At 41.1% G+C, this 15717-nt stretch carries 17 protein-coding genes; 3 read left to right on the top strand and 14 right to left on the bottom strand.

Annotated features, from left to right (window positions below):
- Window position 1: 1 nt before the first annotated feature.
- The 3 genes from WCY03_RS00605 to WCY03_RS00595 are packed head-to-tail and all read right to left on the bottom strand — an operon-like array spanning window position 2 to window position 3548.
- The gene (locus WCY03_RS00605; RefSeq protein WP_345993068.1) at window positions 2-1150 is read right to left on the bottom strand and encodes an ABC transporter permease; all 1149 of its coding nucleotides are present in this window, start codon (window positions 1148-1150) and stop codon (window positions 2-4) included.
- Window positions 1147-2292, bottom strand: a complete 1146-nt coding sequence (locus WCY03_RS00600) for an efflux RND transporter periplasmic adaptor subunit (RefSeq protein WP_345993067.1) — start codon at window positions 2290-2292, stop codon at window positions 1147-1149. The genes WCY03_RS00605 and WCY03_RS00600 overlap by 4 nt, the downstream gene beginning before the upstream one ends.
- The gene (locus WCY03_RS00595) at window positions 2289-3548 is read right to left on the bottom strand and encodes a TolC family protein (RefSeq protein ID WP_345993066.1); all 1260 of its coding nucleotides are present in this window, start codon (window positions 3546-3548) and stop codon (window positions 2289-2291) included. The genes WCY03_RS00600 and WCY03_RS00595 overlap by 4 nt, the downstream gene beginning before the upstream one ends.
- Window positions 3549-3784: 236 nt before the next feature.
- On the opposite strand from WCY03_RS00595, the gene WCY03_RS00590 reads away from it, so the two are divergent.
- Both WCY03_RS00590 and WCY03_RS00585 read left to right on the top strand, forming a co-directional pair.
- Window positions 3785-4354, top strand: a complete 570-nt coding sequence (locus WCY03_RS00590; protein WP_345993065.1) for a bifunctional precorrin-2 dehydrogenase/sirohydrochlorin ferrochelatase — start codon at window positions 3785-3787, stop codon at window positions 4352-4354.
- Window positions 4351-4731 carry a hypothetical protein gene (locus WCY03_RS00585; RefSeq protein ID WP_345993064.1) on the top strand — a complete coding sequence of 127 codons (381 nt, stop codon included), beginning with the start codon at window positions 4351-4353 and terminating at the stop codon, window positions 4729-4731. Before WCY03_RS00590 ends, WCY03_RS00585 begins: the two co-directional genes overlap by 4 nt.
- 14 nt (window positions 4732-4745) lie before the next feature.
- On the opposite strand, the gene WCY03_RS00580 is transcribed toward WCY03_RS00585, so the two are convergent.
- The 11 genes from WCY03_RS00580 to WCY03_RS00530 all read right to left on the bottom strand — a co-directional run bounded on the left by WCY03_RS00580 (window position 4746) and on the right by WCY03_RS00530 (window position 14198).
- Entirely contained in the window at window positions 4746-5033 is a 288-nt protein-coding gene (locus tag WCY03_RS00580; protein ID WP_345993063.1) for a hypothetical protein, read from the bottom strand.
- Window positions 5034-5041: 8 nt separating this feature from the next.
- The gene (locus tag WCY03_RS00575; protein ID WP_345993062.1) at window positions 5042-5428 is read right to left on the bottom strand and encodes a chaperone NapD; all 387 of its coding nucleotides are present in this window, start codon (window positions 5426-5428) and stop codon (window positions 5042-5044) included.
- A 2-nt stretch (window positions 5429-5430) separates the two neighbouring features.
- Complete coding sequence (locus tag WCY03_RS00570; protein ID WP_345993061.1) at window positions 5431-5883, bottom strand: PAS domain-containing protein; 453 nt, start codon at window positions 5881-5883, stop codon at window positions 5431-5433.
- Window positions 5884-5894: 11 nt separating this feature from the next.
- Entirely contained in the window at window positions 5895-6845 is a 951-nt protein-coding gene (locus tag WCY03_RS00565; protein ID WP_345993060.1) for a PQQ-binding-like beta-propeller repeat protein, read from the bottom strand.
- Complete coding sequence (locus WCY03_RS00560; RefSeq protein ID WP_345993059.1) at window positions 6842-7324, bottom strand: ferredoxin-type protein NapF; 483 nt, start codon at window positions 7322-7324, stop codon at window positions 6842-6844. Before WCY03_RS00560 ends, WCY03_RS00565 begins: the two co-directional genes overlap by 4 nt.
- A 5-nt stretch (window positions 7325-7329) precedes the next feature.
- On the bottom strand, window positions 7330-8034 hold the full coding sequence (locus WCY03_RS00555; RefSeq protein ID WP_345993058.1) for a nitrate reductase cytochrome c-type subunit: 705 nt from the start codon (window positions 8032-8034) through the stop codon (window positions 7330-7332).
- A 15-nt stretch (window positions 8035-8049) separates the two neighbouring features.
- Window positions 8050-8865: a quinol dehydrogenase ferredoxin subunit NapH gene (gene napH, locus WCY03_RS00550; RefSeq protein ID WP_345993057.1), complete on the bottom strand. Its 816-nt coding sequence runs from the start codon at window positions 8863-8865 to the stop codon at window positions 8050-8052.
- The gene (napG, locus tag WCY03_RS00545) at window positions 8865-9656 is read right to left on the bottom strand and encodes a ferredoxin-type protein NapG (protein ID WP_345993056.1); all 792 of its coding nucleotides are present in this window, start codon (window positions 9654-9656) and stop codon (window positions 8865-8867) included. The genes napH and napG overlap by 1 nt, the downstream gene beginning before the upstream one ends.
- Window positions 9657-9681: 25 nt before the next feature.
- On the bottom strand, window positions 9682-12495 hold the full coding sequence (gene napA, locus WCY03_RS00540; protein ID WP_345993055.1) for a nitrate reductase catalytic subunit NapA: 2814 nt from the start codon (window positions 12493-12495) through the stop codon (window positions 9682-9684).
- Window positions 12496-12615: 120 nt separating this feature from the next.
- Window positions 12616-13614 carry a type IV pili methyl-accepting chemotaxis transducer N-terminal domain-containing protein gene (locus WCY03_RS00535; RefSeq protein WP_345993054.1) on the bottom strand — a complete coding sequence of 333 codons (999 nt, stop codon included), beginning with the start codon at window positions 13612-13614 and terminating at the stop codon, window positions 12616-12618.
- Window positions 13611-14198, bottom strand: a complete 588-nt coding sequence (locus WCY03_RS00530; protein WP_345993053.1) for a Crp/Fnr family transcriptional regulator — start codon at window positions 14196-14198, stop codon at window positions 13611-13613. The genes WCY03_RS00535 and WCY03_RS00530 overlap by 4 nt, the downstream gene beginning before the upstream one ends.
- 193 nt (window positions 14199-14391) lie before the next feature.
- Here WCY03_RS00530 and WCY03_RS00525 point away from each other — a divergent pair, with 193 nt between their 5' ends.
- Window positions 14392-15708, top strand: coding sequence for an alginate export family protein (locus tag WCY03_RS00525; RefSeq protein WP_345993052.1), 1317 nt, complete (start codon window positions 14392-14394; stop codon window positions 15706-15708).
- The last annotated feature ends 9 nt before the right edge of the window (window positions 15709-15717 follow it).

The raw sequence follows: 15717 nt of genomic DNA, 5'->3' as shown, positions 1-15717 counted from the left end.
CTCAACCTCCTATCGCAACCGTGGGATCCGCATGCATCACTTTGCCTACACCCACAAACGAAGCAAAAACGGAAGCGATCAAAACGACCGCAAAAAGAGACAGGGCATCGGGGATCTCCAATACGACCCTTTTAGGAAATTTGTCATAAATAAGATGAGAAAAAATATTCCCGAAGATAAAAGCGAAGAACCCGAGCAAAACGGTTTCCTGGACGATCATCTTTATGATAATGAGATCGGGTATCCCTATGAGCTTCATGATAGATATCTCTTTTATTTTTTCCAGAGTCATCGTATAGATGATAAGCCCTATGATAATAGTGGATACCACGACAAGGATCGCCGTAAAAAGCCCTATCTGTTTGGAAGCTTTTTCAACGACGTTTTTTGTCAAAATGGCGCTTTGCTGTGCATCGGTATAAACACTTTGATGTTTCCATCGCCGTATCCTCTGTGCCGTCTCTTTGATGTCATAACCTTTTTTTACGGTCGCTGCTACCGCGTTTACCGTATGGATATCTTTTTCTTCAAAGATTCCTCTGGCTCTGTCGTTTCTTATGTTTGCGTTTGAATAGCTAAACTGCAGCTGCTGGGCATCTTTGAGACTTATATATATGAGAGGCTCGCCGCCGGATGCGACCGCACCTCTGGTGGTGCCCACGACCGTATAAATATCTCTGCCTATCTTCAGTCTGTCATTGAGTTTAAAGCCTGTCTCAGAGGATACAACCGCTTCATAATGAGTCTTTTGCAGCATACGTCCGCTTACAAGAGTATTTGGATCTACAGGGTTTAAACTGCCCAAAGGATCAAATCCTACCGCCATTACTCGGACAGCCTGCCCTTTTATATAAAGCTGCATGTTTTGAAATGTCAAAGCTTCGGATTTGTCAATGCCGTCAATAACCTTTATGGTGTCTTTTAAATCTTCATGTATGCGGGAGGCTTCTGCAAACGGTCCTAAAGTATTCTCCTGAACGATCCACAGATCGGCATGTATATCTTTTAGCAGTATCTGCGCGTCTACCATCATTCCTCTATATACGCCTATCATGATCAAAACGATCCCAAGCAGCATCCCGACGCCCATGGCAGTCACAATAAACTTTCCCAAAGTATGGGAGATATCTTTTTGTGCCAGATTCATCATAAGCGGACCTTTATCCCTTCGCTCAGAGCTTTCTTCTTCGGATCCGATACGATGATCTTCGTAGTCTCGTCGATCCCCGATTTTATGCCTGCAAATCCGTTTGATTCGGCTATGATCTCAAGTATTTGAAAATGTGCCGTAGAACCCTTGACTACCCAGACACCGCTCTTTTTGTTTTTTTTAACAAGCAGTGCCGTATCCACGAGAAAGAGATCCTTTAAAACTTTTGTCGTGATGGATACTTGAGCCTGCTCGTTCAGATAAAAAGGGATCGGCAGATCGTCAAATGAGACATCAACCTCCCGTTCCTGGGTTACTGCGTCGCTTATTGCCGCTATCCTCGCGACTTTGCCTTCAAACTTTTTATCTTCCTGAGAACGAAGGGTTATGAGGGCTTTCTGACCGGCTTTGATATCCGCGCTTATCCGTTCATCTACGTAGGCCTTGATCCATACGCTTTTTGGATCCGCTATTTTCACTATACTCTGTGTCGGCAATACATTTTGAGCGGCTTGAACATTTTTTGATACGACATAACCACTGATGGGTGCATAGATATGATATCTTGAAAGCCTGACCTCCATCGCTTTTATATTTCGTTTTGCTCTTTTGATCTCTGCGTCGCTTGAATTGGCGCGAGCCCTGCTTGCAGCTATCTGTGCATTTATGCTTTGCAGATCAGCAGCAGCTTTGTCATATTCTGCCTTTGCCGCGTATCTTTGTTTGTAAAGTTTCTCATATCTGTCATACGTGATCTTTATCAGCTCTTTTTGGGCTTTTAGACTTCGCGTTTCTTCTCTTAAAGCGATCGACTCGGATCTCGCTTTTGCCAGCGAAGCTTTCGCTTCTTCGAGCTGCAAAGGAAGATCGACAGGATCTACGGTCGCTATCAATGCGCCTTTTTTTATCCATCGGCCCTGATCCGTCAAGATATCGGTGATCTTTCCGCCGGTCTGTGCACCGATCTGATAAATATCTTTTGCATCTACGGTACCTATCCCGAAAACTTGAACACGGAGATATCCTTTTTTGGGATTTACTATCCGGTATGTCGTTTTTGGGATATAAACTTTAAAGTAAAAAAGTGCCGATCCTGCCATCATGAGTACAGTTATCGTAAGTAGTTTTTTCCAGTTCTTCATTTTTGTACTCCTGTAAGATATTTAATACGGTTTTGCGCCATCGCAATACCGTAGTATGCTTCCAAAATCTCTAATTTTGACGAAAGATACGAGCTCATGGCATCTAGCACTTCTATATATGTGGACAAGCCCTCTTTGTATCTGGCTTCAAGCAGCTTCTTCGTACTGAGGGAGGCTTCGAGCTGGGCATGTTTTGCCTGCAGCGTATTTTTGTACTGCGCAAGATCTATTATGAGCCCTTCAAGCTCTTCGCTAAGCGCTAGAGATTTGGAGGCTTTTGCCTCTTTTGCGGCGGCTGTCTCGATGCGGGATATCTGTTCTTGCGCGCTTATTTGCGATCCCGTATAGATGGGTATGTTCAAAGTCACTCCGACAACGCCCGTATCGTAAGCGTTTAAAGTATCAAAACGGGTATATGAGGCGACGGCGTCTATCGAACCGTAATGCGCGGCTTTTGCCGATCGATGTAAAAGAGTGTCTTTTTGTATGGTTTTATCGTAGATCTTGAGCTGGATATTATTTTCAAGCATCTCCTGTTTTAATTTTTTTCTGTTTTTCTCCAGATCTTTTACTTCCGTTAAAAGATTGTTTTCGAACTCGGCTTCAAAATCGATTTGCTCAGCGGTATATAAAGAGAGTGTCGCTATCGTTTTCATATAGGAGGACTCTGCCGCTCCCAACGCATCTTTTGCCGCATAAAACGCAGACAAAAACCTTGTCGAGTCCGAAGTGGTTTTCAATCCCTGCTCCACAAACGCTTCGGCCTGCTCATAAAGCTCTTTTTTTGCCTGCATATCTTTTTTCCGCACTCTAATGATCTCTTTTTGTATCACAACCGTCTCATAAAGCGATTCGACCCTGTATATCATAAGGTTCTTTGCCTCTTCGACGGAAAGCCGTGCAATATCCTTCTGAAGATCTGCCGAGTGTATCAAAGATGTCGTTTTTGAAAAATCCCAAACCTTTTGACGCAGAGCTACGCCAGCCTGCCAACCGCCCTCTTCAACGGTGCGAAACTTACCGTTTTGAGGCAGAGCGAATGTACGCCGAAAATCATACTCCGCTTCAAAATCGATATGCGGCAGGTATGCAGAACGGGCAAGCTGATAGTTTTGTTCGCTCTTTGATACCTCCAGCATAAAAGTTTTGATATCAGGATGAGAATACAGTGTTTTTTCTATGCACTCTTGCATGGTCACCGTCTGTGCCCACAACGACGATATCATTGCTGTTAAAAAAAAGAGGTGTTTCCTCATGACAAAATCCTGTTTCGCAGATTTTGATATGGTATACTCTTAATGTTATTGGAACATTAATACCAAAAAAAACCAAAGACATAGTTACGCTATAATTTTTACGAAGATCTCATTTACGTTTACAAGGGATCGGCAGCAGCTGATATTGACTTGTGTCAAGCCAAAGATCATACTCTTTTGGATATGCTGTCTCTAGTAATTTAATGATTTTTTACAATATGAAAAAAGGTTGTGTTTTGAGCTATTTTCCGGCTTTTATGAAATTGGACGGACGTAAGATACTGATTGTCGGCGGCGGTAAGATCGCATATGAAAAGCTGGAGCATCTCTTATGTTTTACAACGGACATAGAAGTGATCGCCCAATCCTACAGTGCACCGATGCTTGAACGTATCAAAGAAAGAAACCTTGCATACGAACAGCGTGCATACCTCCAAGGAGACATCGAAGGCTTTTCTATCGTCATCGTTGCCGTGGACAACATCCCTTTACAAGCCGAAATATTTGAAGAATCAAAGAAACACAACTGCCTATGCAATGCCGTAGATTCGGTAGACTATTGTGATTTTATCTTTCCTGCATATATCAAGAAAGATGATCTAACCATAGCGATCTCGACTTCCGGAGCCTCTCCGGCACTGGCAAAACATCTCAAGAAATATCTGTTTGATCTGATCCCTTCGGGGATCTCTGATTTTTTACGCGAGATGAAGCAGCTGCGTTCCTCCCTTCCAAAAGGAAAAGAACGTATGCAGATGCTTGACAAAAAAGCACAAGATTATATTAATACATGGAGAAGATCATGAGCAACGTTAAAAGAGGATTGTTTTTTGGAGCATTATTTGCATTCCTGGTTATGGGAGTTGTCGCTATGAAACAGGCTATGCCCGAAGCAAAAAACCCGCATATGTACAAAGAGCTGAAAGTATATATGCCTTATACCCTTGAGAAGACCATAGGCGGTCTATCGATAATAGATAAACGTGACGGCAGTAAAGAATCGCCTAGTGCCGCGGATGTAATGCTGCGTCTTGACGAGTTGGAAAAAAACTGGGGGAAAAAACATCTTAAAGTAGTCGACAACGATGTCGTGATATTAAACGACGCAAATCAAAGCGTCGCAAAAATATTTATCAAAGATAAAAAAGAACGCGCTTTTCTAAAACGCTTTTTTGGCATCTAAAGATTCTATAAGTATTACTTCATAGAATCTATACTTTTGCCTGTTTCTTTTTCGACCTCTTGTTTTAATTCGGCCATCTTAAATCTGATGTCATCCATAACATAAGGCGGAACGTCCTGGTCTTTGTACCAGTTAACGGAATCGACATGACCGCCGTATTTTTTGCCGAGCTCTTCGACCATTTTCGTATACTCATCTATACTTTTGCAAATAACGACTTCGCTATCAACCATGTCTTTGAGTTCAATAAACCATTTTTGATCTTCATCGACCTTTATGGTCGACGTAAATATAACACTCATACTTCCACTTACCTTTCTGTCGTATCAAAAGTTTTTGCAAAAGCTTCCAGATCTTTTTTCTTCAAGTCACCGTTATACACGATTTGAGAAGGATCGACGATCTCGTTGTCCAAGACTTTAGGCACGACTTCACCGTCTTCAATGACCTTCATATGTCTTTCTAGTTCCTCTTCGCTGTAGGACATATGCATATCTGCTGCTATCACATGCGGAAGCTCTTCGATCACACGAAGTTTTTTTAACTCGTCTGAAACACTTTCTCCCTCAATCGTAACGACGATACGCCCTTTTTCATCATGGATATGATAATCACATACACCGCAGTTCTTGAGGCTTTCAAGAACCTCATCCAAATATTTCGGTACTGTTTGTACTACTATACTTGATACATTCATAACTAAATCTCCTTTTCATAAATAATTTTTCTTATATCTTCGCCATTATCTTTACGTATTTTATCATACAGCTTCTGATACTTTAATTTGTCTTCGGCACCTATCGGAGTTCTTAAAGATTTGTACTCGACAAGTTCACCGTTTTTATAAACACCCGAGACTATCGTGTGGACCCAATAAAATCCTCTGTCTTTACGAAAGTTCTTTACGATTCCTACCCATTGTTTTTCAGCTTTTATAGTATTCCATAGATCAGCAAAAACGGAACGCGGCATGTCAGGATGTCTTATGATGTTATGGGATCTGCCGATAAGCTCGTCCATACTATAACCGCTTATCTCGCAAAATGTCTCGTTTGCATAGGTTATGATACCGCTCAGATCTGTTCTGGATATGATCAATTCGTTTTGTGGGATCTCCGTTTCAATTAAGAATTCGCTTTCATAAAACACCATGCCAAACTCCGTTATTTAATTTCATAGATATTGATTATCTTGTTGTTGCTAGACACTAAAAACTCGTTTTCATTGATGAAAATTATATGAGCGGGAGTCATTTTATTTCCACCGAACGTTCCGATCTCTGTTTTTGTTGCAGTGTTGAAAATCGTCACATTGCCGTTCTCGTCACTTGAATATCCTGCCAGTTTACCGCTTGGAGAGAGACCTACGCTGTATATCATAAAATCCGAACTTTTATAGTATGCGGAGTTTGTGTTTCGATTATAGATCACGGTTCTTCTGTCCTGCCCCGCACTGACGATGATCCCTTTTTTATAATCAACCTGAAAGACGTTATCCAGATTCTCTCCCGTCAGTGTTTTTATCAAAGCACCGTTTTTCGTGTCAATAATCTTTAAATCTCCGCTCTCATCGGCTACGACCACTCTGTCTTTTCTTTCGTTCAATGCAAAATCAGAGAATTTCGATCCTCCTGCGGGTACACGCCAGTTCTGTTTTCCTTTTTTGATGTCGTACGATATCAGTTCATCGCCCAAAAGCCCCAGCAATATCGTATCTTTGTCTAAGAATTTCGCCTTCTCTATGGAAAGAGACATGGATGAGGGAATGACGATCTTGTTCTTACCGTCTTCATTTATATAGACCCTTCTATATCCATGTTCGGCTTCTGAGAGGATCAGCAAACGGTCTTTATCGACATCGACGGAGTATATTTTGGCATCGACGAGATCGCCCATAAAGTCTTTTACTTTATCCACTTTTATGGTCTTTAAAAGTTTATCGTTGCGCATATCAAAAATATCCAGACTGCTCTGCGTCGTACCGACATACAGTTTGCCGTCATGGATAACCATATCCGTCACCCCGCCCGTTGCCGTATATGTAAGACATGGATTTAGTATCGATCTGGCGAACAGCGTACCCGTAAACAGTACTATAAATAGAAATTTTTTCATTCAATCACCTTTATGTCTATCGATGCCGCAGGACAGACATTGATGCAAAAGCCGCAAGCCGTGCATTTGGAATCATCGATAACTGGCATGAACATCGCCTGAAAATCAATGGCGTTGTCAAGACATGGATCTTTACACGTAAAGCACATAATACCGCTCCAACTGTAACATTTTTTTTTGTTTATTACAACCTTGGCGTTAATATTCTTTTTATTTTCTAAAACAAGAACCCCGTATTCGCAGCTGTGGGCACACTCATCACAATATGTACAGCCGTTTTTTGAGAAATCGATATACGGTGTCTTATCGCCCGCGATCTTTATAATCTCCTCTTTACAGACAGTAGCGCATTTGCCGTCGCATTTTTCGCACTCGCTGTAAAAAAGAGACTCGTCTTCATAATAAGGCGGTCTGATGTAACTCTCTTTCTTCTTTTTGATCGAAGAAGTAAGAGAGCTGAAAAGCTCTCTTCTATTCATAATGATTAATGTCCAAACAACGGCTTACCGGCTGGAGAATTTTCATTAGCAACATCTTTTGCAGTTACGCTTGAATCTTTACCGAGTGTATCTAGATCATCGGTAACAACTTCATTCCAGTGTGATCTGTACGCACCGTCTTTACTTATGTACTGTGGTTGGAATTTATTTTCAGTAACAAGTTTTGCATTTGCCTGCGGAGCATGACATTGTGAACAGTTAAATCTTCCCGGGTATACATCGCTTATTTTTTTGATGCTTACCTGATTTTGAAGATTATCAACCCCTTTTACAAGTTTGCCGTCAACGATTTTGTTAACCGGTCTCATATCCAAAAAGTGTGACTGCGGGATCGGTGTTGCACCCATGCTAGACGCAACATCCGGCATATGACAGCTTAAACATTGGTTGTTGCCTTTTTTGATCGGAAGCATACCGTCAGTGTCATGCGGGATCATAGGCGGAGCATCCTGGAACGCTCTTTTGATTTTTTTACTTGTTCCCGGTGCATCTGTACAGTACAGTGCCACAGGTACCGTAGTACCTTTCTCGGTGTATAAACTTGTATTTCTATAGCTCAACGCTTCTTCTGAAATTTTCGGCTTTGCAGTTGCCTCGTTTGCCGGCGTTGCATTTGAACCGCTACCACACCCAATCATTAGAAGTGCCGTAGTAGCCAAACCGATAGTTATCTTACTTATTGTTTTCATCTCACTCTCCTACTATTATTTTTTTACTAGTGACTTAATAGAAAATCCTAAAGCATCATCATCGCATACCTCTATACATCTCGCACAGTTCGTACACTCTCCCGATAGGACAGGCAAGCTTTCTTTGCCTACCATACCGAGAACCTGTTGCTCAGGACAAACGACTTTACATTTCATACATAATGTACAATTAGCCTCATTATGATGCACTCTTATTAAACTAAATTTACCAAGCAGCGAATAAAATCCGCCTAGCGGACATACATGACCGCACCATCCGTTTTTTAAAATCAAAAGGTCGAACAAAAATATGACGACTATTGCCGCCCAGCCGAATCCCAGACCGAACACGATCCCTCTATGAACCATAGATATAGGAGATATAAACTCAAAGGCCGTCAGTCCCATAACCGCAGAGATCACAAGGCTTAGACCCAATGCCCAGTACCTGATGTTTCTCGAAGCCGGCTGTTTATTGCCTTGTACGCGCTTAATATCAAGAACTCTTCTTGTATAGTTGGCCGCATCGGTTACCATATTTATAGGGCAGACCCAGCTGCAAAACGCTCTGCCGCCGATCAATAGATAAAATATTGTCGTCACAGCTACGCCTATCAGCAGGTCCGTTGCCAAAGTTGCACCCGCAGCAAGCATTTGTAATGCTGCATAAGGATCACTCACCGGGATCGTATTAAATATTTTCGACGAGCTGAGATTACCTCTTAAAACGGTCCAGCCCCAAACATTTCCACCAAAATATAAAACCAAAAGTCCTACCTGCGTCAATCTTCTTAAAATAAGATATCTATAGTTTTCCCATAGCTTTACCATTAGTATAAATCCTTCAGCCCGCTATTTAAAGAATCTATCGCACTTTTTTTGTTTATTTCCGTCGTGCTTTTGATCGCTTTAGCGTTTTTCAACCGTTTCTCGTCTTTTTTATCCCAGCCTTTTATATAATAATCTCCGGCTTTACCCATCGCTACTTCACGAGGAAGTATATGGATGGCGGGTTTTTCTGTTACACAGGCATGCTCACAAAGACCGCAGCCCGTACAAGCGTTGCTGTGTACGATCGGTGTCATATATGCGTGCTTGCCCGTTCTTTCGTTTTTCTGGTATTCGATCGTAATCGCTTCACCGAAAATCGGACATGCTCTGTAACATGCATCACACTGGATACCCCAAAAAGCGATACAACTCTCCGCATCCACTACAGCAAGTCCCATATCGGCGACTTTGATGTTTAGATGTCCGTCGGTCGTTACGCTCTTTTCATTCAATGCTCCCGTCGGACAGACAGGTACACAAGGAATATCAGGACACATATAGCAAGGGATATCCCTAGGAATAAAGTACGGCGTTCCAAGAGGTCTGTGATCTCCCGGACGAGCCAGCATCAACGTATCGTAAGGACAAGCTTCAACACAAAGCCCGCACTTTATACATGTACGAAGAAAATCTTTCTCTTTTAAAGCTCCCGGCGGACGTAAGAGCAATTGAGAGGCTTTCGCCTCATCAATAAATGCGCTCCATACAAATCCTCCAAGTACCGTGATTCCGACACCTTGAGCCATATTGAAGATAAACTTTCTTCTATCGCTGATATTCTTTTTTTCCATTACAGGATATTCCTTACGCTACTACTTACGCTTTATAAATTTTTACGGCACATTTTTTATAGTCTGTTTGTTTAGACATAGGACAAGTTGCATCCAATGTGACCTTGTTTATAAATACACGCTCATCGAACCATGGAACAAATACAAGACCGCGTCTAGGTCTATTTCTACCACGTGTTTCAACACGAGCTTTGACCTTACCACGGCGAGATTCTATCCATGCAAGTTCGCCTTGTTTGATACCTTTGTCTTCTGCATCTTTAGGGTGCATATAACATAGAGCTTCCGGTACTGCACGATATAGTTCAGGTACACGCATAGTCATTGTTCCTGAGTGCCAGTGCTCTAGTACACGACCTGTACATAACCAAGTGTTGTACTCTGCATCCGGTTTTTCCGGTGGATCCATATATGGACGTGCAAATATCTTCGCTTTGTTTTTCAGAGCTGTTTTAGTTTTGTTTTTAACGCCGTTTAGATCACCATACGGTAATGCTTTTGCAATTTTTCCATAGAATGCAAACTCATCGTTTGTACCTTTTGTTTCTTTTGCAGCATACGGATCGTATTTCGCGTTGAATCTCCATGGAGTTTCTTTTCCGTCAACAACCGGCCATTTAAGACCACGAACTTTGTGGTAAACATCAAACGGTGCCAAGTCATGTCCATGACCGCGCCCGAATGCAGCATACTCTTCCCAAAGGTATTTTTGGATAAAGAATCCGTATCCTTTAAATACTTTTCCGTCAGAACCGACGACATTTCTGCTGTCTCCGTATCCTTCAGAGTTGTCATAACCTTGTTGAATAGGATCGTTTTGATCAAGTTTGTATGCTTTTGCGATTTTATTTGCAAAAAGGATTTCATACATAGTAGTGTCACCACTGTATCCCATCTCTCTAGCTTTGTCTCTTACGTCTGCCAATGGAGTTTTTCTTGGACCTGAAGGAGCATATCCTCCCCATAGATCATCTACAGTAAAGCGTTTTGAAAGCTCAACCCATTGCCAAGTATCACTCATCGCGTCACCTACCGGAAGAACTTGTTGTCTCCAGTGTTGTGTACGGCGTTCTGCATTTCCGTATGCACCCCATTTTTCATAGATCATCGCCGATGGCAAGATAAGATCTGAAACTTTTGCAGATATACCAGGATATCCGTCAGAAGTTACGATAAAGTTATCCATTTCACGAGCTGCTTTGATCCAGTGGCTTGCATTCGCAGAATCTTGATAAGCGTTACAAACGTTAACCCACGCGAATTTAATCAGTCCGTCTTCGATATCTCTATGGATTTTCATGATGTGCTGTACACCGACACCGTTTAGAGTACCGTCAGGTATCATCCATTTTTTCTCAGCGATTTTTCTGTGAGCAGGAACTTTAACCATCAAGTCTGCAGGAAGTCTGTGTGTAAACGTACCGACTTCACGTGCAGTACCACAAGCTGAAGGCTGTCCAGTCAATGAGAACGCACCAGAACCAGGTCTAGCTTGTTTGTTTAGCATAAAGTGAACGTTATAAGCTAGAGTATTGTCCCAGCTTCCGCGAGTATGTTGGTTCATACCCATTGTCCAGAAAGATACTACTTTTCTGTCTTTTTCTATGTATAGATCTGCAAGAGCTTGAAGTTTTTTCTTGAACTCTTCAATATCTTCATCAGGGTCACCTTTTGAAATCGATGCTACATAGTCAAGTGTATACGGCTCTAATGATTTTTTGTACTCCTCAAAAGAGATCTCCCAGTGAGCAAGAGTACCCGCAGTATTTTTCATAGTATCACCGGCTTTATATCCGTACGGTGCCAATGCAGGAGCTTCAGTATCAGAAACTGCTTTACTCATCTCTTTAGAGTAAGTTTCCATCTCTTTTGCATTGTATTTGCCTTCTTTGTAAGACTTTTCGCCTGCTCTTCTCATACCGTATCCGATGTTAACAGGACCGGCTGCGAAAACAATATGTTTCTTAATGAAATCCCAATCGATCACGTCTGGATGATTGTATACGATCTCTCTTGCTACATAGTTCCAAAGTGCAAGGTCGGTATTTGGAGTAAAGATGATCTCGATATCTGCCAAATCCGATGTTCTGTGTGTATAAGTCTGGATAGAAACAACTTTTACACGATCCGGTGCAGTCAGTTTTCTGTCAGTTACACGAGACCAAAGGATCGGGTGCATTTCCGCCATGTTTGAACCCCAAGAGATAACAGTATCTGTAAGTTCGATATCGTCATAACAACCTGAAGGCTCATCGATTCCGAATGTTTGATAGAAACCGACAACCGCAGATGCCATACAGTGACGAGCATTCGGATCGATCGCATTAGAACGGAAACCTGCTTTCATCATTTTTTGAGCTGCATACCCTTCCATGATTGTATATTGTCCCGATGCAAATACACCGACACCTTCAGGACCGCTCTCTTTTAGAGCTTTACGGATATTTTTTTCCATTTCGTCAAAAGCTCTTTTCCAAGAAACAGGAGCAAACTCTCCATGTTTATCGAACTCGCCTTTGCTGTTTACTCTTAAAAGCGGTTGCGTCAGACGATCCGCTCCATACATGATTTTTGCATTAAAGTAACCTTTGATACAGTTAAGCCCGCGATTAACAGGCGCTGCAGGGTCTCCTTTAACAGCAACAATCTTACCGTTTTTGGTTGCCATCATAATACCACAACCGGTACCACAGAAACGACAAGCCGCCTTATCCCATCTCCATCCTGCTTCCGCTTCGTCAGCAGCAGCTTTAAGATCCGATGGTATTGATATGCCTACAGCCGCTGCCGCAGATGCTGCAGCAGAACTTTTTAGGAAATCTCTTCTTGAGAATGACATAATTCCCTCCCCTATTATTAAGATTTAAATTTTACCTTCAAATCCTATCATTATTTTAAACTACTGTACTTGATGTAGATCAAAAATGAAATCTTCGTTTAAGAATAGGGAGTAATCTGTTTATTTTGGGGTACACTCTATAAGCAGTTTGTTCAGCTCGTCGCTTAAGCGTTTCAATTTATTTGTCGAGCTGAAAAGTTCTTCCGTAGATTGAATAGCCATATCTTCGCTCGCGCTTAAATGTTTGAGTAAAAGAGTATTGTCCGAGAGCTCGTCTAAAATATAGTTCAGCTCTTCTGTTATCTCTTCAAGTTTTACAGAAGCATGTTTTGACTGCGATACCGCTTCGTTAGAATGTTCTATCGCGCTGTTTATCTTGTTTATAAACAGGTTCACGATATCGCTCATCTCTACTATCTCGCTCTCCACTACGTTGTTCAATGGTTTTAACTCGACATTGTTCGGCAGGCTGGAGAGACTTTTAGTGTGCTCTATAAAAGTCAGGGCATTGGACTCCATGCTTCTTAGTTTCGATATGATATATATTATTAAAACGATAAGGATAAAACCTGCACTGTATTGAAGGTTTTCTATATTTTTTATCTTGTTCTCACTCAGCTCCGTAAGCATAGCCACGACCCGGTCAACCTCTTTTAACAAAACCGTATTGTTGACGAATATATTGTCTACAAGCCCTTTTAGCTCAGGACTGTTTTGATCTTCGCCCGCTATTTGTTTAAACCTTACTATATCGTTGTAAAAACCGTTCCACAGATGATCGACCTTATCCAGCTGAACGGATATCGGAGATTCGGAAAGTTCTAAAATATCCTGCAGTCCTTCATACTGTTTGATATATTTGAAGTTTTTCATAAATTCGTTTGTGGAAACATCCAGATCCGTATAGTTTGCGTTCTTGCTGTAATATATGTAAAAGATATCTTTTGTGATCTTTTGCGTAAGCATCCTCTGCTTTCCGGCTATATTGATAAGCAGGGCATCTTTTGTGTTTTTTTGATTAAGATATATACTGATACTGATAAGACTGAGCATCAGTGTCACCAGTACGGCGCCGTAGATCTTTATCTTCGTTGTGATTTTGATGTTTTGTTTTTTCATTGGTCGTTTCCGGTAAAAATATTTCGTAGCTCGGTTCTGTTTACGATAACTACATCCGTTTTTTGAAGATCTATAACCTTTTGTCTTTTTAGTTTATGAAGTATTCTGGATAAGGTCTCCGGCTGTATATGCAGCATTGCTGATACGTCTTGTCTTTTCAGTTTATTAAAGGTTTGCAGATCCTCATACAGCATGTATGTCACTCTGGCCGTCGCATCGAATATCAACTCTCTGTTTATGATGCAGTGCAGTTCATGCGTTTGGCGCAATATCTCTTCAATAAACTTGTCCGTCAAGAGGCTTGTATATATGAAATGTTCTTTAAACTGTTCATAATCTACCTCTAATACTATACTGTCCTCTACGAACTCGGTATTTGCATAACAATGGATATCATTGTTACTTAACGACGAAATCTCCGAGATCAGTTTGTTTTTATAGACATAGCTCAAAAATATCTCGTTCTCGTATCTGTCCACTTTATAAGTCCTAAGCAGACCCTCGACCAAAAAGAATATTTTATTGCTTATATCATCTTCATAATATAATACATACCCCTTTGGGTACTGATGTATTACCGACATTTCACTCAACTTTAAAAGGTTGTCTTCGTTCAAACTTTTAAAGAAATCCAATAATTTAATATAATCCAATGTATTTGTCATTAATAGTATAATACCAAATTAAATTAAGATTTTCTTGATGTAAATCAAATTAATTGTAATGCATCAGTGTTATAATTTCCGCTGATCCTATATTTTAACACAAGGAAATGAAATGAAAAGATTGTTATTATCGATGGCTGCAGTGCCGTTGATTCTAGGGGGGTTAAGTGTTAGCGCGAGTGCTGATGGACTGAACATATTAAGCAACGTAAAAGCTAAAGGGGAGATCCGTGCTCGTTATGAGAACGCAGATGTAAAAGACAACAACTTGGACAGAGCGCAAGCTTTTACTACTCGTACTACTTTAGGCATTAGTGCGGACCTTTTACAAGTTGACGGACTTTCTGCTTACTTGGAAGCGACAAGCGTTAACGCTTTCGGTTATAAAAATTATAACAGTACTGATAACGGTAAAACGCAATATGATTTTATCAAAGATCCACAAACAGCTCGTATGACTCAAGGGTATGTCGATTATAAAATGGGCAAAACTTTGGTACGTGCAGGTCGCCAAATGGTAAATCTTGACAACCAACGTTTTATCGGTGCGGTAGGCTGGAGACAAATGTTTCAAACATTTGATGCGGTTGCCGTTGTAGATAACAGTATCGACAACCTTTCACTTTTAGCCGCTTATGTGTATGGAAGAAACACTATCCTTGCAGATACGGAAGCAACAGATACAAAATCTGTTTTACTACATGCTTCATACAAAGTAATGCCTGAGCTGACTATCACTGCATACGACTATATGCTCTCTTTACACGGATATGGTAGCGACACTTACGGTGCTGCTTTAACAGGAAACATAGATGCAGGCATGGCAAAACTTAACTACCGTGCAGAGTATGCAAAACAAACTGATGCATCAATTAAATATCAAGAAAATTCAACAAATTATACTGGTACTACCGCGTCTACTCAAGCTGAGTATAAAAATCTCTACAAAGCTGACGCGCAATACTATAACTTGGATTTAGGCGCTAATATCTCTGGCGTATTAGTCGGTGCAAACTATGAGTACTTAAGTGGTAAAAAGATTGGTGAACCTGCTGGAGGAAAAACAGCATTTGCTACGCCTCTTGCAACTGGTCATGCATTCAACGGTTGGGCAGATATGTTTTTATCTACACCGACAGGCGGTTTGATCGATACAAACGTTCGTCTTGGTTATAAAGCAAAAGGTTTCGGTAAACTTTTAGGTGTTTATCATTCATTTAGCGCTGATAAAGATATGGCTAAAACAAGCGGAACTACAAAAGATCTCGGTTCAGAGTTCGATGCTGTATACGTAAACAAAATCCCTGGCGTAAATAACCTTACAGGTATGGTAAAATATGCGTCTTACAACAAAGGGAAAGCAACTGGTTATACACATGACAAAACTGTTACTTGGTTGATGCTTGACTACAAATTCGCTACAAAATAATCGTAGAGG

Origin of the sequence: Sulfurimonas sp. HSL-1716, assembly GCF_039645975.1 — a bacterium.
GTDB lineage: Bacteria > Campylobacterota > Campylobacteria > Campylobacterales > Sulfurimonadaceae > Hydrocurvibacter > Hydrocurvibacter sulfurireducens.
The sequence above is the reverse complement of the archived record's forward strand: the minus strand, read 5'-3'. Positions and strand labels throughout refer to the sequence as shown.